Genomic DNA, 19,437 nt, shown 5'->3' with positions numbered 1-19,437 from the left:
AAATTTATTACTCTAAAGTGGCAAATAAAAAAACTAAGCTGCTTAAAAATTAAATTAGGAGGATAATTTAAATGAATAAAAGTTATTCTATAACTATAAGTTTATTAATATTTTTATTGATTTTAGTTAGTGCTTCCACTTCAGCTCAAATTTTTACTTTAAATAGTGACTGGCAGGCTAGTATATTTGGTAATATTGGTGGAGATAATAAAATAACTTCTGAAAACTTTGCTATTCAAGAATTAGGAACTAATAAAGTTCGTTTAATGAGTGCAAATAATCGGGGGAAGATTTCTAGTTCTTCTGAAGGAATTGCTTATTATTATCAAGAACTTAAACCTGACAGTAATTTTATTTTGACAGCACAGGCGACAGTTAAAAATTTTAAAGTTAATAATCAAGTTTCTTTTGGAATTATGCTAAGAGATAAAGTTTTAATTAATAAAAGTCAGAAAAAAGATCTTGGTTCAGCTCTGGCTCTTGGTCCTCTTAATAGTCAGAAAGATATTCCTAAAATTGGTTTTTACAGAACAGAATCTGGTCAGCATAAATTAGGAAAATTAGTTAAGGGAGTAGTACCAAGCGCCGGCTTAACTTATCAGCTTAAATTAAAAAAATTTGGCAATACATATTGGCTAAAATTTGGGCAGGAAGAACCAGTAATTATTAATAACTTCACTGCTTTTAATGGTAAAAAACTTTATGCTGGTCTTTATACGGCTAGAAATACTGATATTTTATTTAATAATTTGCAGTTGAAACTATTGAATAAAAAGATAAAAAAATTACAAATTATTAGTGGAATAACTAAAAGAAACTACCTGCCAGGAGAAAAGCTAGATTTAGCAGGTTTAAAAGTGAAAGCATTTTATAGAGATGGTAGCAGTAAAATTTTAGACTCTACTGATTATATTATAACAGGCTTTGATAGTTCAACCCTTGGTGAAGAAACAGTAAAAGTTAATTATGCTGGTCAGATAGTTGATTTTAGAGTGCGGATTAAGCCTTTGACTGCAACTGCGCTTAAAATAAAATATTTTCCAGCTCTTACTAACTATCATTTAGGTGAAAAATTTAATCCAGATGGTCTAGTAGTTCAGGCTGAATTTAATCATGGTTATCAGAATAGAATTTTGCAAAAAGATGAATATAAATTAAAGTTAGTTAACAGTCAAAAATCACTAGCTAATTATAGATTTATTAAAGCAGGCCAAGTGAAAATTAAAATTATTTATACCGCACAGCCAGCCTTGAGTAAAGTTTTTACTGTTAGTGTAAATCCAGCTAAATTAAAAGCTTTAGTAGTTGAATCAGACCCAGTTAAACAAATCTATTTTCCCGGAGAAAAAATAGATTTGACTGGTTTAAGGTTATATGCTGAGTATAGTGATGGTTCTCATAAAAGATTGACAGCTGCTGATTATCAGATTGGAGAATTTGATACTACTAAACTCGGTGAGCAGCACTTGAGTTTAAGCTATCAAGATAAAAAAACTCAAGTACCAATTAAAATAAAGGAAAGGGAGTTAACAGGACTAAAAATAACATCTTATCCAGCTACAACTATTAGATTAGCAGAAGATTTTTCAACTTCTGGTTTAAAAGTAGTTAAACAGTATGATAATGGTGATCAGGAAATCCTACCTAATGACCAATATAAAATTGATAGTTCGGCTCTTAATAATCAGCAAGCTGGTATTTATAAAATAAAAATTATTCCTGCAGCGAAAAATTTAGCTTCTCTAACTTTTCCAGTTACTGTTCAGCCTCAATTAGATTTAAAGTGGAGATCTATTAATTTTGGTCAATCCACCTCAAATGAAAAAGATTTTATTAAAGAAACAGCCAATCAAATCGAAATAGCTTCACTTAATGGAGGAGGCAAAGTAGCAACAGATCATGATGGAATTAGCTATTACTATACTGTAATTTCTGCTAATAAAAATTTTAAACTAGAAGCAGATATTAAAGTTATTAATTATGCAAAAGAGCCCCATGATGGCCAGGAATCATTTGGTATCATGGCTAGAGATGCAATTGGTAAAGCAGGTGATACAGGAGTATTTGCTGCTAATATTGTTGGAGTAGGAGGCTTTAGTGGGGGAACTAAATCTAAAAATGGAACACAGCTTTTTTATCGAACAGGCGTTAAGTCACCAGCTGGAGCAGGAAGTAATGGACTTGCTAGTTTGATGCTTAAAGCTGAAAAGCCAGGTCCAGAAAATACTTATCCTAAGGCAGAATATCACTTGAGCCTTGCTAAAACTAATAGTGGTTATTTAGCTAGTTTAAATAATAATCAGCAGCAATTATTGTTTAAACCAGATTTACTAGAAGTGCAAAATGAAAAAATATATTTAGGCTTTTTTGCTGCTCGAGTAGCAGATATTAAAGTTAGTAATATAAAACTTAATATTTCTAATGCAGCAACTGATGCGCCTCAAATAATTCCACCACTTAAAGCAGTTAAACCGGAGTTAGAAGTTCTTTCTTTGGGCAGAACAGCTAATAAAAGCTATCAACTTGTGGCCCGGGCCAACACAGCTGGCACAGTAAAAATTAAACAAGGTAAGGATATTATCGCAGCTGAAAAAATAGTAAAGGCTGATCACAAATTTGGTCTGCTAACAAAACTTAAAAATAATGGTTCAAATAATTTTACAATTATATTTTTACCTGATGATAGACAAAAACTAACTGATTATAGCAGAATTATTAAAAACTATACTGTTATAAAAAAGCAGTATCGGTCAGGAAAAATAATTTATGCTGCTCCTTCAGGTAGGGAAAATGCTACAGGAAGTAAAGAAAATCCACTAGATATTGATACAGCTCTTGCTTTTTCAATGCCTGGTCAGAAAATAGTTGCTCTACCAGGCCATTATATAAGAAGTAAAGCGCTGATCATAAAAAAATATAATGATGGGCATCCAGATGCTCGCCGCTATTTAACTACTAATGGTGGTCAGGCAGTTTTTGATTTTGCGAAAAAGTCAAAAGGAGTTATTTTGAATGCTAACTATTGGACAATCGAAAATATCGATGTTACCAATTCAGCCGCTAATGAAGCTGGTATGGTGGTTGGAGGTAATAATAATATTGTACAGCAAAGTAGATTTTATCAAAATGGAGATACTGGACTGCAAATTAGTAGGACAGATTATCGTGAAACTAGAATTGAAGATTGGCCAGCTAATAATTTGATTTTTAATTGTATTTCTTTTAATAATGCAGATCCTTCTAATAATAATGCGGATGGCTTTGCTGCTAAATTAACTTCTGGTCGAGGAAATATCTTTAGATCATGTATCTCCCATAATAATATTGATGATGGTTGGGATTTATATACTAAGGTTGGAACTGGTGCTATTGGAAAAGTTGTGATTGATAACTGCCTGGCTTATAATAATGGATTTTTAACTGATGGTACTGTTGGTAATGGAGATAAAAATGGTTTTAAATTAGGCGGAGAAGGAGTAAATGTAGCTCATTTAATTACTAATAGTGTAGCTTTTGGTAATGGTGCAGCTGGTTTTACCAGTAATAGTAATCCTGGAGTTAGAGCAGTTAATAATCTAGCTTTTAATAATCAAGGTGGAAATATTGTTTTTAATACCTATGGCGAAATTGAAAAAGAATTTATAATTGAAAGTTTTATTTCTCTGGCTAATCGTAAAATTGCTGCGGATGTTTATCCGGAATCAGAAACATCTGCTTTTAACTTCTTTTTTAATGGTCAGGAAAGTATTAATTCTCAAAACAATCAATATAAAGGCAGTTCTGTTCAAGTTTTAGAAGATAGAATAATTGAACAGCAGAATAAAAGTACTGCCTTATCATTTAAAGAACTTTTTCGATTAATTAAATAATTAGCTAAAGCAAACTAGAGAAGTAGTTTTTTAACTGCAGAAATAATTTTTTTATAACATTGAATTATTTCTGCAGTTATTTTAAATTAAACTTAAATAAATTAACTAGCTAAAATAAGTTACTGATCAAAAAAAGTAGAAAAAATCTTATTAAAAATAATATTTGTCTTGTTAATCTTCATTTTTTTAGATAAGATACTAATATAACTAAATTAAATCAATTAAGCAGTCAATGAACTAGGGGGATAACTTAACTATGCTAGCCAATTTTACTTTTAGTATTAGTGTTGCATTACCAATATTTTTAATTATGTTAAGTGGTTTTATTTTAAAAGAAAAAGGAATAATTACAGCAAGTTTTACTAAAACTGCTAATTTTATTGTTTTCTATATTGCCTTACCAGTCAAATTATTTAATAGTGTTTCTCAGAGTTCTGTACGTAATAATTTTGATCTAAAATTTATACTTTTTACTATAGCCGGTACTTGTTTAAGTGTTATTTTAGTAACTATTTTTTCTCTTTTATTTGTTAAAGATAAAAGTAAAACAGGTTCTTTTATTCATGGAGCTTTTCGGGGGAATTTTGTTTATATAGGATTTTCGTTATTAGAAAATGTAATGGGATCTATTCCGGTAAAAGCTTCATTAATTGTAGCTTTTGTAGTTCCAGTTTATAATATACTTGGAGTATTAATTTTAATTTTAAGTAATGTTGAACGAAATTCTGAACAAAACAAAATAAAACATGCTCTTAAGAATATAATAACTAATCCTTTTATTGTAGCTATCTTTTTTGGTATAATTGCTTCTTTACTGAAAATTAAACTACCTGTTCTAATTCAGAATACATTTAGTTATTTTGATTTAATGGCAACCCCACTTGCTTTATTGGCAATTGGAGCTACTTTCCAGTTAGATAAATTATTTGTTGATATTTTACCAGCTGTTTTAGCTACAATTTTAAAATTATTTATTTTACCTACTTTAGCAGTTCTGGCTGGCAGCTTTTTGGCTTTTTCAGCTGATGAATTATTTTTAGTTTATATTTTATTTGGAGTTCCGAGTGCGATTTCATCCTATATTATTAGTTCTGCTATGGGAGGAGATGAGAATTTAGCTGCTTCAATAGTAATGATGACAACACTTTTTTCAGTTATTTCACTAACTTTGTTTGTATTTGTGTTTAAAAGTTTTGCTTTAGTTTAAATAGCTTTAAGTTTAGCAAAAAAGCTTATATTTATAGCTAAAGCAAGATAAAGAAAGATTTAAAAGTACAAAACAGAAATAAAATAAAATAATGCAATAAATTTATTGACAATTCTAAATATATAAAATATAATATACAATATAATAACAAATTCAAAAATATTATTTTAATGACTTGGAAACTGTTTTCCAATAATTTAAGCTAATAATAAGAATAATCTACTAGGAAGGGAGGTAATAATTAAATCGTTTTAAAATAAAATTAATTATAAAAAAAATTAAAACAGTAAATCTAATCAGGGAGGGTTTTTATTAATGAAAAAAAAGACAATTATCTTTTTAGGGCTGATCTTAATTCTCTGTGTAATATCAGTTTCTGCCGCTGAACCAGTTACAATTAGAGTTTCCTGGTGGGGATCGCAAAGTAGACATAATAAAACTTTAAAAGTAATTGATTTGTTTGAGAAGCAGCATCCTGAAATTAATATTGAACCTCAATATACAGGTTGGAGTGGTTATTGGGAGCAAATGTCAGCTCAGGCTGCCGGTGGTAATTTACCAGATGTTATGCAGCATGATAGAATGTATTTAACTCAATATATTGATAATGATAGAATTTTATCTCTTAATTCTTATGTAGAGAGTGGAATTCTTGATATCAGTAATGTTGATCAGCCAATGGAAATTGTTGATGATCAGTTGTATGGAGTTACTCTTGGAGTAAATGCTTTTGCAGTAGCTTATAATAAAGAAATGTTTGATGAAGCTGGTATAGCAGAACCATCACCAGATTGGACCTGGCAGGATTTCATGGCAACTGCACGTGAATTAAAAGAAAAGCTGCCAATTAAATATGGCAGCACTATTTTACCTGGTGCACACCGTGATGTTTTTGGTTTTAGAATCTGGTTAAGACAGCATGGTAAGTCCCTTTATAATGAAGCTGCAGATGGGCTGGGTTATGATGATGATCAACTATTTACTGATTTTTTTTCGATGTATGAAGACTTAAAAGACGAAGGAATAGCCGCTCCTGCTGCTGTAACTGAAGAAGCAGGCCATAATATTGAAATGGATCCTTTTGTTAAAGGAGAAGCTGCTATGTCTAGTATGTGGAGTAATCAGGTTGTAGCAGCAAGTTCTGCTGCTGGCAAAAAAGTTGACCTGGCATTAATGCCTAATGCAGAAGATCAGGTTCAATCAGGTATGTTTATTAAACCTGGCATGTATTTTACAGTTTCGAAAAATAGTGACCATCCGGAAGCAGCAGCAAAATTTATTAATTTCTTTATCAATAACCTGGAAGCAAATAAGATTATAGCTGCTGGAAGAGGGGTTCCCGTTTCAGCTAAAATTAGGGAAGAAATGGCTGCTACTTTAGATGAAGTTAATAAAGAGCAATTTGAATATATTAATCTAGCAACTGAACATAGTAGTGCTATTTATGCTCCACCGCCAGAAAATCATCCCCAAATTAGAGATCTTTTGACAGAAACAGTTCTACGTATTCTATATGGACAGATGTCTGCTGAACAAGCAGCTGGTTATTTTAGAGATCAAGCAGTTAAAATTCTTAATTAATTATTAGCTAAATAAAGTAGAATTAAGTTAATTAAAAAATAAAAGATAGATTTGCTAAACATAAAAAGAACGGTCCAGTTTAAACTGGACCGTTCTTTTTAATTAAATATAGTTGTTTATAAATTAAACTATTTTGATTTAATATTTTTTCTGATTTAGCTTTATTTATCCCATAATAACTTCTACTTCAACTTTCTTTTGCTTAAAGTCTTTTATAACTTGTCCCTTAATTTTTTGCCCATTAACTAATATTTTTTTAATTCCCTGACTTACATGATCAGGATTTTTAACTGTAATTTCAAAATCTGTATCTCTAAATTTACGTTTGACTTTAAATCCATCCCAGCTAGCAGGAATTACTGGATCAATTTTTAAACCTTCAAATTCTGGTCTGATTCCTAAAATCCACTGAGATATTGCAACAAAGTTCCAGGCAGCTGTTCCAGTTAACCAGGAATTCTTGGCTTCTCCAAAATCAGCTGCATCCTGGCCAGCTATCATTTGAGAATAAACATAGGGTTCAGTTCGATGCAGATCACTAATTTCTTCACGATAAGCCGGAGCAATTTTGCTATAATACTCAAAAGCACGTTCTCCATTTCCAACTATAGTTTCAGCAATAATTATCCAGGGATTATTATGGCAGAAAATAGCTCCATTTTCTTTATAGCCAGGAGGATAAGAACTAATTTCTCCTAAATTGAGCTGATATTCTTTAATTGTTGGATTAAGAATCATTAATCCATGCTCAGAATTTAAATGTTGATTAACTGCTGCCAGCGTTTTACTGGCAAAGCCATCATCAAGACCAAGTCCCCCCATAATACAAAATCCCTGTGGTTCAATAAATATTTCTGCATATTGATTACCTTTTGCACCAATTTTGTCTCCAAAATAGTCATAAGCACGTAAAAACCACTCTTGGTCACGACCATATTTATTAACTGCTTGCTTCATAGTAGAGATTGCTTTTTTGGCTTTTTCTGCTAGGTCTTGTTTATTTTGCTGCTGACAGATTTTTATATAATCAGGACCCACTGTTAAAAACATACCAGCAATCATAATAGATTCAGCAGGGCTATCACTTTTATTGCTTACAGTTTGAAAAGATTCACCTGGTTTTTCAGAAAAAGCACTTAAATTAAGGCAATCATTCCAATCTGCATGACCAATTAGTGGTAAATCATGTGGACCTAGATTATTAATAACATGTTCAAAAGAAGCCACTAAATGATCAAAAAGAGAAGCCTTTTTGCCACTATTAAATGGAACCTCTTCAGTTAAGATCGAGTAATCACCAGTTTCTTTAAGATAAGCAGCAGTAGCAAAAATCAGCCAGAGAGGATCGTCATTAAAACCACTGCCAATTTTATCGTTTCCTTTTTTAGTTAAAGGCTGATATTGGTGATATGCACTGCCATCTTCAAATTGAGTAGCAGCTAGATCTAGCAGACGTGTTTTAACTCTTTTGGGAATTAAATGAGCTGAACCAAGTAAATCCTGATTAGAATCTCTAAAACCAATTCCACGGCTGATTCCCGATTCAAAATATGAGGCACTACGAGCCAAATTATAAGTTACCATACATTGATATTGGTTCCAGGTATTAACCATGCGTTCTAATCTAGGATCGGCATGCTCTAATTTAAAGCCAGATAATAGATCCTGCCAATAATCTTCAAGTTCAGTAAAAGCATTATTTACTTTAGTAGGTGTATTATATTTTTCAATTAAAGCTTCAGCAGGCTGTTTATTAATAGAATTTGGTCCTGACCATTTATCAGCTTTGCTTTCAATTTCTACATAACCAAATTGAAAAATAAATTCCTTTTCTTCGCCAGGTGATAGGCTAAAATCAAGCTGATGAGCTGCAATCGGTGACCAACCGTGAGCAACAGAATTATGCAGTTGACCATCTTCTACTGCTGCTGGATTTGCAAAACTATTGTAAAGTCCTAAAAAGCTCTCTCTATCTGTATCAAAACCAGCTATATCCTGATTAACCGTAAAGAATGTATAATGATTTCGACGTTCGCGATACTCAGTTTTATGATAAATAGTTGCACCATCAATTTCAACTTCTGCTGTGTTGAAATTACGTTGAAAGTTAGTCATATCATCTAAAGCATCGTAAAGACAAAACTCCAATAGAGAAAACAATTTTAAATTTCTTGTTTTATCAGCTAAATTTTTTATTTTAAAGTGATGTAATTCAGTATTATCGTTTTCTGGTACAAAAAATTTCAGTTCAGTTTTTAAATTATTATTATTACTTTCAATTATAGTATAACCAAGCCCATGCCTGCACTTATAATCATCTAAATTACTATAGGTAGGGGCCCAGGTAGGTGAAAAAAACTTTCCATCTTCGTAAATATAATAGTAGCGGCCTCCATTATCAACTGGAACATTGTTGTAACGATAGCGTGTTAAACGACGTTTACTGGCATCTTTATAAAAATTATATCCTCCAGCTGTATTTGAAATTAGGCTAAAGAAATTCTTTGACCCGAGATAATTAATCCAGGGATAGGGAGTATCTGGTCTTTCAATTACATATTCATTTTTTAAATCATCAAAATGACCATATTTCACAATAAATCTCCTTTCGTGTGATAGAATAATGGATAAGCTGCTGACGGGTTATATTAATCTTTATCTAAGGTTATAAAATGTCAGCATAAATTTCGAAATCGTTTTAGTACTTACTAATCATATACTTCTAGTAACTTATTTAAATTCCTGCTTTTTTAATGAAAAAATTAAATTTTACTCTAATGCTAATTTTATTTGTTCAAGATTAATAATAATTTTAGTTAGCAAAGCTAATAGATAATATACTTTTAAAAATAACTTTAGTAGTATATAATTTATTATGAAAAGCTTAATTAAGTAAATAAATTTAATTTATTAAAGCAAATAAAAAATTATTGTGGGGGAGAAATTTTATGATTACAGAGCTTGAAAATGAAGTAACTAAAATTGAAGTAGATACTGCTGGAGCTCAACTGCAGTCATTTATTTTAAAAGCAGATAATAAAGATTATCTCTGGAGCGGAGATGCTAAATATTGGAAAAGGAAAGCGCCCGTATTATTTCCAATTGTTGGTCGCTTAAAAAATAATACTTATAATTATGCAGGCAAAGAATATGAAATGAGTCAGCACGGTTTTGCGAGAGATATGGAATTTGAGCTAATTGAACATTCTGCCCAGGCTTTAACCTATTCCTTAACAGCAACTGCTGAAACACTGCAAATTTATCCATTTCAATTTGAGTTATTGATTAAGTATCAATTAGAAAAAAACAAATTAAAAATTTCATATCAAGTTAATAATCAAGATCAAAAAGAGATGTATTTTTCTATAGGGGCTCATCCTGCTTTTAACTGGCCTTTAAGTGAAGATGAAACAAAAAGTGATTATGTACTTGAATTTGAGTATCCCGAGAATGCTGCAAGATATTTATTGGCAGATGGTCTTCTAACTGGATCAACTAAGCCAATGCTTGTGGATAGTAAAACTATTAAATTAAAAGCAGATCTTTTTGAAAATGATGCTTTAGTTTTTAAAAATCTTAAGTCAGAAATAATAACTTTTAGAAGTAGATCTACAGAGCGGGAAGTAAAAATAGAATTTGCAGGTTTTCCTTATCTTGGTATCTGGTCTCAGTCAATAAAAGCACCTTTTATTTGCTTAGAACCATGGCATGGTGTTGCGGACATTCAAAAAAGCAGTGGTAATTTAACAGAAAAAATTGGGATTAAGTCTTTAGCAGTTGGAGAGACTTTTAAAACAGGTTATACAATTAGCATTAAATAACTAAAAAATATTTAAAAACTAATCCGGCTAATGCTTAATGCCGGATTAGTTTTGGTTAGACTTAATTACTAGAAAATTTAAACTGAATAAGTATTTTTGGGATCTAGAGCATCGCGTAGACCATCTCCCAATAAATTATAATTAAGTACAGTTATAAAAATTAAGAAACCAGGAATTAAAAGCCAGGGGAAATCAGTTATTTTGGTTATATTTTGAGCTGAGCTTAACATGTTTCCCCAGCTGGCTGCTGGCTCCTGAATACCAAGTCCTAAAAAACTGAGTCCACTTTCCATAATAATATAAGAGGGAATAGCAACAGTAGCCCTAATAATAACGAAAGTTGAAGTTGAAGGTAAAATATGTTTAATTATTATTTTTTTATCTGCTGCTCCAATTGCCCTGGCAGCAAGCACATAATCTTCATTTTTAACTGCTAAAACCATTCCACGAATGACTCTAGCCATGCCTGCCCAGCCCTGAAAAGCCAGAATAGTAACTATTAAAAAAAAACGAAAGGCCGAAGAAATATCGAGCGGCAAAACTGCTGCCAGAGCCAGTAAAAGATAAAAACTAGGAATTGACATTACTATTTCAGCCAGCCGCATAATAATATTGTCAACTAAACCTCCATAGTACCCTGCAATTCCTCCCATCAATAAAGCAATTGTAGTACTAATTAAAATTGCTACAAAGGCAATAAATAGCGATACTCTACTGCCAAAAAGTAATCTACTAAAGATGTCTCTACCATAGTTATCAGAGCCAAGTAAAAATATGGGCATATTACCCTGGACACCAAATAAGTGCAGATTACTTTTAAAGATTCCTAAAAACTTATATTCACTACCTGTTACTAAAAATTTTAGAGGCTGCTTTCGCTGTTGATTAGATTTATATTCGGCCCAGCCAATACTTTTAGTTTGATAAATATAGGGCCAGCTTAAACCATTCTCATCACTAAAATGAATTTTAGTAGGAGGATGAAAAAAATACTGTTTAAAATTTTGATTTGAACTATAAGGAGCAACAAAAGGAGCAAAGATAGCCAATAAATAAAGAATAATTAAAATTATACCTGCAGTTACAGCAATTTTATTGCGGCGAAAACTTTTAATTCTTTTAATTAATAACTCATTTTTTAAAATTGAATTTTGCATTTAAACACCTCAATCATACTTAATCCGGGGGTCATTAAGTGCTAATAGTAAGTCAGAAATTAAATTACCAATAACTAACATAAAACTCCCCATCATCATTCCAGCCATAGCAAGATAAATATCTTTGCCCCGTACTGCTGTCAGCATCATTTTACCTAATCCAGGCCATCCAGTAACAGTCTCTGTTAGTGCAGCACCACTTAAAAGAGAGCTTAGCTGATAACCAAAGAGAGTTATCATTGGATTTAAAGCATTACGCAGAGCATGATGATAAATAATTGTTCTTTCTTTCAGCCCTTTGGCCCGCGCTGTACGAATATAATCAGAATTAATTACATCAAGCATTTGACCTCTCATCTGTCTCATTAGAGAAGCAGTACTTGCTGTACCTAAAACTACTGCTGGTACCAAAAGATGCCTTAAAATGTCAAGTAATTGTTCAGTTGGGCTCATAAAATCATGCATAATATCTGTCATGCCACTGACTGGTAATGGAAGACTATATTTTACAATTAAAAAAAGTAAAATTAAAGCAAAAAAGAAATTAGGAATTGATAGTCCAATAAAAGCAAAGCTACTTAAAAAATTATCAGTAATTGAATAACGATGTGTTGCAGAATAAATTCCAAGTGGAATAGCAAGGCCCCAGGCAATAATCATTGCAGCTAAAGATAAAATAAAAGTATTAGCAATACGGCTGCCAATAACTTCTGTAACTGGAATTCTATAGCTAAATGATTCTCCTAAATTACCATGCAAAAGCTGCCAGAGCCAGTGTAAATATTGGTGGAAAATATTTTGATTAAGTCCATATTCACTTTCCAGTCGATTAATTAAATCACTTGAAATATCTGGATTTAACCGTAATTGATCAAGATAATTTCCAGGTGATAATTGCATTATGAAGAAGGAAAGAAGAGAGATAGCCAATAAAAGTGGAATTAAAACTAAAACTCTTCTAATTAAGTAAGTTTTCATCTTCAATCCTCCAGGTATAATTCATAAATATTCCAGATCACGCCACCATACGCAGTTATATCAGTATTTTTGAGATTATTACGAACAGCATAAATTGAATTAGGAACTACTGTATAAATAACTGGTAATTTTTCAGCAATGATTTCCTGAAATTCATCATAATATTTTTGGCGCTGCTTAATAGAAGTAGCGGCTGCACCTAGGCGGAATAACTCGTCAATTCTGGCTTCCCACTCGGTAGCTGGATTTTTTTGACGAGGGTTCCACATATGCAAATGTCCATTTGATGGCCAGACATTGGAGCCTGAATGAGGCTCTACTCCACCAGTTAAACCAATAATAATTGTATCAAAATCCCACTCATTATCTAGTTTACTAACTAATTTGTTAAATTCAATTGGACTTGCATTAATTTTCATACCCAAATTTCGTAAATCAGAAGCGATAATATTCATTAAAGAAATAATTGTATTATTTTCAGCATAAGTTAAGATATTGAATTCTACTCTTCGATCATTTTGGTCATAAAGCTTACCGCTGTCATCCCAGTAAAATTTAGCTGCTTTTAATTCTTGACGAGCTTTTTCTAAATTAAAAGGATACTTTTTAACATCTTGATTAAGGTATACTTTATTAGGGCTGCTGACTGGACTCCATTGAGGAGTACCTTGACCAGCCATGGCCTGGCTGATCATTGTTTGTTTGTCAAATGCATAAGCAATTGCTTTTCTAAAGTGAATGTTATTAAACCACTCTAGTTTCCAGGGCTGTTCTTTTAGTTTGGGATTGCGGGGATTAAGATTGAAAATCAAAAAGTCAGTTCCAAAATTAGGACCAGCATTAACTAAGGTAAAATCATTTTGATCTGCTTTACTAGCAAAACGTTTGTAATCAATCCCCCGTACAGCGAGAAAATGGGTTTGACCTTTTTCAAACAAGAGACTTTTAGTTTCTTGATTATCAGCAATGATTCTAACCCAGTTTTCAAGATAAGGTAAAGTTTTACCAGCTGGATCTTTACGCCAATAAAGATTATTTTTTACCATTATTATTCTCTCACCAGGTTTATATTCTTTTAACTTAAAAGGACCAGTACCTACAATTTCAGCTGGCTCAGTATTAATTCCCCAGACCTTATTAAAATCACCTGCCTGCCAGATAGAATATAATTTATGTTTTGGGAGGATAGGAGCAGTTAAATTATTTAAAAAAGGAGCAAAAGATTTTGCAAGTTTAAATTGAACTGTATATTTATCTAATTTTTTATATTCAGGAAATTCAGCATCAATCAACATAACATCTCTACTGCTAGTTGGAATTTGCTGATCACTGATTAGATCAAAGGTAAATATAACATCATCGGCGGTAAATTCAACTCCATCACTCCACTGAACTCCACGGCGTAATTTTAATGTATATACTTTACCATCTTCACTAATTGACCATTCTTTAGCTAGTTCTGGTTCTAGTTCAGTAGTAACCCCATTTCTAGTTAATAAGCCTTCAAAAATATAACCTGCTAAAACATCAGTTGAAGAAGTTTCTTTAGCAATTAAAATGTTAAAAGTCTTCGGATCACCAGTTAAAGTAGAAATTAATGTGCCTCCATATTTGCCCTGCTCTTTTTTAGAATACCAGGGATCCTGTAAAGAAATATTTTGAGCTGCAGCTAAAGTAGCAAAGATTAGCATAAATAAAATTAAATAGATAAATATTCTTTTCTTCATTTTTCAATACTCCTTTCTTTAATCCAGGTAAAGTTTATTAATTAACTTTTTAACTTATTAAAAATTAACCACCTAAGTACCCGTTAGATTAATTATTTAAAAACATTATATTAAACTATATTTTATCAGCTATTCAGATATCCTGCAAATAACTAAAAACGTTTTTATATAGAATTAGCTAAATTATATTGAGCTAGAAGAAAAACTTTGCAACTCCCATTATAAATTGGAAGCTGTCCTGAATAAAATAGAGGAAATATTGTTTTAATCCTTAATATGTTATAATATAAGTAATGATTATTATTTATTATTATAAAGTTTGAGGTGAAATATGTTTAACTTAACTAAAATGTTAACAAATTTTAATACATATGGGGACCAACTTCGTTATCATAAAAAATGCCAGAATTCAATTACGGGTGCTCGCGAAGGTATTGGTCCAGTTGTTGCCTGGAATATTAATTCTCAATGTAACTTAAGGTGTAAACATTGCTACTCTAATTCTGCGGCAGAAGAGAAGAAAGAGACATTAACTACTGAGGCAGCATTTAATTTAATTGAACAGCTAGCAGATTTTAAAGTACCTGTTTTATTAATGAGTGGTGGAGAACCTTTATTAAGAGATGATCTTTATTTATTGATAGCAAAAGCAAAAAAATTAGGATTAAGGGTTGTTATTTCAAGTAATGGTACCCAAATAACTCCTCAAGTAGCAGTTAAGTTAAAAAAGCTGGGAGTTAGTTATGTCGGGATTAGTCTTGATGGCCTGCCAGAAGTTAATGATGATTTTCGAGGTAAAAAGGGAGCTTTTAAAGCAGCTTTAAATGGTATTCGTAACTGCCAGAAAGTTGGCCAGAAAGTTGGTTTGCGTTTTACTATAACTAAGTCTAATTATCAACAGTTAGACGAATTGTTTAAGCTTATAGAACAAGAAGAAATCCCCAGGATTTGTTTTTATCATCTAGTATATTCAGGCCGTGGCAAAAATATTAAAAGTGCTGAATTGAGTTCAGTGCAAAAAAAGCAGGTTATTGACCAAATAATTGCCTGGACTAAATATTTTATTAATCATGATAACCCAAAGGAAATTTTAACTGTTGATAACCATGCTGATGGCCCATATCTTTATTTAAAACTAAAAGATCAATTTCCTTCACAAGCCGCTTATGTCTATCAGCAGCTTTTACTTAGTGGTGGGAATAGAAGTGGCAGCGCAATTGCTAATATTGATCATCAGGGTAATGTTTATGCTGATCAATTTAGTAGGTTTATTGTTCTGGGTAATATAAGAGATAAAAATTTTGCTGAAATTTGGACAGATCAGGATAATAATTTTTTAAATAAACTACGGCATCGCCAACAATATCTGCAGGGCAAATGTGAAAATTGTAATTTTCTGGCGGTCTGCAATGGTAATTTACGGGCCCGGGCCTATGCAGCTGGAGATCTCTGGGGTGAAGACCCAGGCTGTTATTTAAGTGAAGCTGAAATTAAAACCAAAATATTTAATTAAACCTAAACAAATGAAGGATTTAAATTTTTAATGATTTATATTATAAGAGCTTATTTCTATATCAAGGAGGACTTTTTGTGAAGATAGTTTCCTGGAATTCTACTAATAAATGTAATCTTAATTGCCCACACTGTTATCGCGATGCAGGAGAAAATATGGCTGCTGAATTAAATACTGCAGAAGCTAAAAAGATGCTGCGAGAAATTAAAGCAGCTGACTTTAATTTAATGATATTTTCGGGGGGAGAACCTTTACTGAGAGAAGATATCTTTGAGTTAATTGCTTATGCAGCTCGAATTGGCTTGCGGCCAGTTTTAGGAACTGCTGGGGGATTACTAGATTTTAAAACTGCTCAAAAGCTAAAAGATGCTGGTCTAATGGCAGCTGGAATTAGTCTGGATAGCATTGATCCTGTTAAACATGATAAATTTAGAGGACAGCCGGGACTTTTTGAGTTGGTAGAAGATGCTTTTCGGGCTTTAAAAAAAGTTGCAATACCATTTCAAACCCACATGACAGTTATGGATTGGAATGTGACTGAAATAGAAGCTTTTATTGATTATACAGCTTCAGTTGGAGCTCGAGCAGCTCATATTTTTTTTCTAGTTCCTACGGGGAGAGCAGCCTATATTGAAAAAAATTCAGTAGATAAGATTCAGTATAAAAAAGCAGTTGAACGGATAATGAAAAAATCTGCCCAAGTCGAAATTGAAGTTAAACCAGTTTGTGCTCCGCAGTTTATTGCAGCTGCAGATCAGTTAAATATTTCTACAAGATTTAAAAGTGGCTGTCTAGCTGGAATTAACTATTGTATTGTTAATCCAGTTGGCGATGTCCAGCCGTGTGCTTATCTTGATTTAAAAGTTGGCAATATTCGAGAAGAGAGCTTTACTTCTATTTGGCGAAATAGTAAAGTTTTTAAACAATTGCGGCAGCAAAATTGGCAGGGTAAATGTGGGACTTGTCAATACAAAAACAGCTGTCGCGGCTGCCGGGCAAAAGCATATTATGCCACTAATAATTATCTTGCTGCTGATCCTTTTTGCCTGGTTTAATTTATTTAGCTGGCTTTTAATAAATAAATATTAATTATTGGGCGGAAAATATAGTAAATTAATTTAAAGTTAAGGAGTTGAGATTGTGGATCAACTTGATCAGCAAATATTAAATAAATTACAGCAGGGGTTAAGCCTGGAAGCTAGCCCATTTAAACATTTAGCAGCTGAACTAGAAATTGATGTAGAACAATTACTTGAAAGAATAAAAAAACTAAAGTCAGCCAATTATATTAGACGGCTGGGAGGAGTTTTTAATTCAAAGGAATTGGGATATCAAAGTACTTTAGTAGCTTTAGAAGCTGAAGAAAATAATTTTTATCAAATTGCTAAATTTATAAATCAACATCCAGGAGTTACTCATAACTATCGCAGGACAAATCGGCTTAATCTCTGGTTTACATTAACTACAGAAACTGCTGTTGCTAGAGAAGCTTTTTTGGCTAAAGTAGTTAACCAACCAGGTGTTAAAAACCTTTATCAATTACCTAAGGAAAAATTTTTTAAGTTAAATGTATTTTTTGATATGAAGTCAGATTCAGAGATTAATTTACAGGAGGATGGGATTAAATAGAATGACTAACAAGAAGGCTGAAACAGCTCGACTTAAAAAGATGAATAAATTTAAATTAGATAAAGTAGATAAAGCAATTATTAAAAGTATGGAAAAAAACATTCCTTTAACCATTAATCCTTATCAGAAAATTGCAGATCAGCTTAATATAGAGTTGGTAGAATTATTAGACCGGCTTAAAAAATTGAAACAGCAAAAAATTTTAAAAAGAGTTGCTGCTATTTTGTATCATCGGCAGTCAGGTTATCAAGCTAATGGAATGTTCGTTTGTTTTTTGCCAGATGTAAAGCTGACAGCTATCGCCAATAAAATTTCCTCTTTAAAAGAAGTCAGCCACTGTTATCAGCGGAAGACATATCCTGAATGGCCTTATAATTTTTATGCTATGTTTCATGCAAAAAACAAATCAGTTTTAGAAGATCTGGTTGTTGAGACTGCTGCTAAACATCAGATAAATGACTATCAGATACTTTATTCAACGGAGGAATTAAAAAAGAGCAGTTTAAAGTACTTTACAAATGATTTTGACATTTAAAATAAGGCTTGATATTATATAAATAATGTTTTTAAATATTAGAAATTGAGAAGGTGATCTTAATTAAGCAAAAACTAGTAGTTTTAAAAGATCTTTTCTCCTTATTAATTAATCAGCATAAAAATCAAATTTCATATTTAGCAGGTTTTATATCTGCCTTAACTTTTGTTTTAATATATTATAATTTTAGTTTGGAGATAGCGCTACTTTTTCTGTTGATTTGTTTTGGGTTATTTGAAGTCTTTAATTACTTTTTTGGGAGTACTCCTGATATTATTGTGATGGGAGTGGATAGTGAAGAAGATATTATGCGGACACTAAAAAAATCAATTAATAAAGCTGTTAAAGAAAAAAATAATAATGAAAATGATCATAATAGTTAATTTAAGGAAAATACTAATTAATATCCCCTTTAAATAGCAGAATTTGTAATTTGATTCTAGCTACCTAAAGGGGATTTTTTTAATTAAATGACTTTTAAATGTTTTCAGATAGATATTAAAAATTATTTTTGATATAATGTTAGACATACCTAGACTCTAAATAATTAATTATTTAAAGATGAATTTTACACAATACTTATTGATAGGAGATGACTATGAAAAAATTCAGTAACTTATCTATTCAGAATAAGATACTGCTTGGGATTGGGCTCAGCTTTATTTTAGCTATGATTTTATTATTGATAATAGTAATTTATCAATTTAATGATTTATCAGCTGAGAATCAGAGCTTAATAAAGCAGGAACTACTTGAAAGAAAGTATGATAAATATGAGTCCTTGGTAAAAACAAGAGCAAGCATCTTAGCTGAAATTTATCAAAAACATCTCCTGACAGCAGAAAAAAATAATCAGCAATTTACTGAAGCAGATCTAAGGGAATTGGTCTCAAATTTGAATAAAAAATCAACTTTAAATAATCTTTATTTTTATATTTATGATCTAGATGGAAATACTGTTTCTCTTCCGCCAAGCCCGGGGCTTGAAGGGCAAAATAGGATGAGTTTACAGGTAGATAATGTTAAAATTTTAGTTGAAATGATAAAGATAATTAAAGCTACTGGGGGAGGTAGACTAGCCTACCCTTATCTTAATCCTAATAATGGGAAATGGGAACAAAAGTATAGTTATGTCCAGCAAATTGGAGATACTGATTTATTTATTGGCTCAGGTGGTTATCAGAGTAGTTATCAAAGTATTTTAGATAAAATATTAGCTAAAATATTTAATATTAGAGATAGAACTATTTATTTAAGCGAATTTCATAAAAATAAGCCTTGATATAACAAAGATTTTAATGATATAAAAAGGGCTTCACCCCATCTTGTCGAATTAAATAGTAGCACCCATAAAACCCGAAAGAAGGTGAAGCCCTATTAATAATATTCGACAAGAGTGTCTCTTTCCCTTTGAAGAATT

General features: G+C 31.7%; 14 protein-coding genes. 10 read left to right on the top strand and 4 right to left on the bottom strand.

Annotated features, from left to right (window positions below):
* The first annotated feature begins 71 nt into the window (after positions 1–71).
* The 3 genes from BMZ74_RS05905 to BMZ74_RS05895 all read left to right on the top strand — a co-directional run bounded on the left by BMZ74_RS05905 (position 72) and on the right by BMZ74_RS05895 (position 6,657).
* Entirely contained in the window at positions 72–3,869 is a 3,798-nt protein-coding gene (locus BMZ74_RS05905; RefSeq protein ID WP_089861003.1) for a bacterial Ig-like domain-containing protein, read from the top strand.
* A gap of 256 nt (positions 3,870–4,125) precedes the next feature.
* Positions 4,126–5,076, top strand: coding sequence for an AEC family transporter (locus BMZ74_RS05900; RefSeq protein WP_089861001.1), 951 nt, complete (start codon positions 4,126–4,128; stop codon positions 5,074–5,076).
* A 315-nt stretch (positions 5,077–5,391) separates the two neighbouring features.
* Positions 5,392–6,657: an ABC transporter substrate-binding protein gene (locus BMZ74_RS05895; RefSeq protein WP_089860999.1), complete on the top strand. Its 1,266-nt coding sequence runs from the start codon at positions 5,392–5,394 to the stop codon at positions 6,655–6,657.
* 165 nt (positions 6,658–6,822) lie between these two features.
* Here BMZ74_RS05895 and BMZ74_RS05890 read toward each other — a convergent pair whose 3' ends face one another.
* Positions 6,823–9,252, bottom strand: coding sequence for a glycoside hydrolase family 94 protein (locus tag BMZ74_RS05890; RefSeq protein WP_089860997.1), 2,430 nt, complete (start codon positions 9,250–9,252; stop codon positions 6,823–6,825).
* A gap of 353 nt (positions 9,253–9,605) precedes the next feature.
* On the opposite strand from BMZ74_RS05890, the gene BMZ74_RS05885 reads away from it, so the two are divergent.
* Positions 9,606–10,478, top strand: coding sequence for an aldose 1-epimerase family protein (locus BMZ74_RS05885; RefSeq protein WP_089860995.1), 873 nt, complete (start codon positions 9,606–9,608; stop codon positions 10,476–10,478).
* Between the two features lie 77 nt (positions 10,479–10,555).
* On the opposite strand, the gene BMZ74_RS05880 is transcribed toward BMZ74_RS05885, so the two are convergent.
* The 3 genes from BMZ74_RS05880 to BMZ74_RS05870 are packed head-to-tail and all read right to left on the bottom strand — an operon-like array spanning position 10,556 to position 14,340.
* Positions 10,556–11,635, bottom strand: coding sequence for an ABC transporter permease (locus tag BMZ74_RS05880; RefSeq protein WP_089860993.1), 1,080 nt, complete (start codon positions 11,633–11,635; stop codon positions 10,556–10,558).
* A gap of 9 nt (positions 11,636–11,644) precedes the next feature.
* Positions 11,645–12,613 carry an ABC transporter permease gene (locus tag BMZ74_RS05875; protein WP_089860991.1) on the bottom strand — a complete coding sequence of 323 codons (969 nt, stop codon included), beginning with the start codon at positions 12,611–12,613 and terminating at the stop codon, positions 11,645–11,647.
* A gap of 2 nt (positions 12,614–12,615) precedes the next feature.
* Positions 12,616–14,340: an ABC transporter substrate-binding protein gene (locus tag BMZ74_RS05870; RefSeq protein WP_089860990.1), complete on the bottom strand. Its 1,725-nt coding sequence runs from the start codon at positions 14,338–14,340 to the stop codon at positions 12,616–12,618.
* Positions 14,341–14,689: 349 nt separating this feature from the next.
* Here BMZ74_RS05870 and BMZ74_RS05865 point away from each other — a divergent pair, with 349 nt between their 5' ends.
* The 6 genes from BMZ74_RS05865 (at position 14,690) to BMZ74_RS05840 (ending at position 19,299) form a co-directional block, all read left to right on the top strand.
* Positions 14,690–15,853 carry a radical SAM/SPASM domain-containing protein gene (locus BMZ74_RS05865; RefSeq protein ID WP_245750835.1) on the top strand — a complete coding sequence of 388 codons (1,164 nt, stop codon included), beginning with the start codon at positions 14,690–14,692 and terminating at the stop codon, positions 15,851–15,853.
* 77 nt (positions 15,854–15,930) lie between these two features.
* Complete coding sequence (locus tag BMZ74_RS05860; RefSeq protein WP_089860985.1) at positions 15,931–16,908, top strand: radical SAM/SPASM domain-containing protein; 978 nt, start codon at positions 15,931–15,933, stop codon at positions 16,906–16,908.
* An 85-nt stretch (positions 16,909–16,993) separates the two neighbouring features.
* Positions 16,994–17,482 (top strand): siroheme decarboxylase subunit alpha, encoded by a 489-nt coding sequence (gene ahbA, locus BMZ74_RS05855; RefSeq protein WP_089860983.1) that lies wholly within the window; start codon positions 16,994–16,996, stop codon positions 17,480–17,482.
* A gap of 1 nt (position 17,483) precedes the next feature.
* Positions 17,484–18,017: a siroheme decarboxylase subunit beta gene (gene ahbB / locus BMZ74_RS05850; protein ID WP_245750834.1), complete on the top strand. Its 534-nt coding sequence runs from the start codon at positions 17,484–17,486 to the stop codon at positions 18,015–18,017.
* A gap of 215 nt (positions 18,018–18,232) precedes the next feature.
* The gene (locus BMZ74_RS14685; RefSeq protein WP_245750833.1) at positions 18,233–18,400 is read left to right on the top strand and encodes a hypothetical protein; all 168 of its coding nucleotides are present in this window, start codon (positions 18,233–18,235) and stop codon (positions 18,398–18,400) included.
* 215 nt (positions 18,401–18,615) lie between these two features.
* Complete coding sequence (locus tag BMZ74_RS05840) at positions 18,616–19,299, top strand: cache domain-containing protein (protein WP_089860979.1); 684 nt, start codon at positions 18,616–18,618, stop codon at positions 19,297–19,299.
* The last annotated feature ends 138 nt before the right edge of the window (positions 19,300–19,437 follow it).

It is taken from the genome of Halanaerobium salsuginis (assembly GCF_900114545.1).
GTDB lineage: Bacteria > Bacillota > Halanaerobiia > Halanaerobiales > Halanaerobiaceae > Halanaerobium > Halanaerobium salsuginis.
Note: the sequence above shows the minus strand (reverse complement) of the source record. Positions and strands in the feature narration are given on the sequence as shown.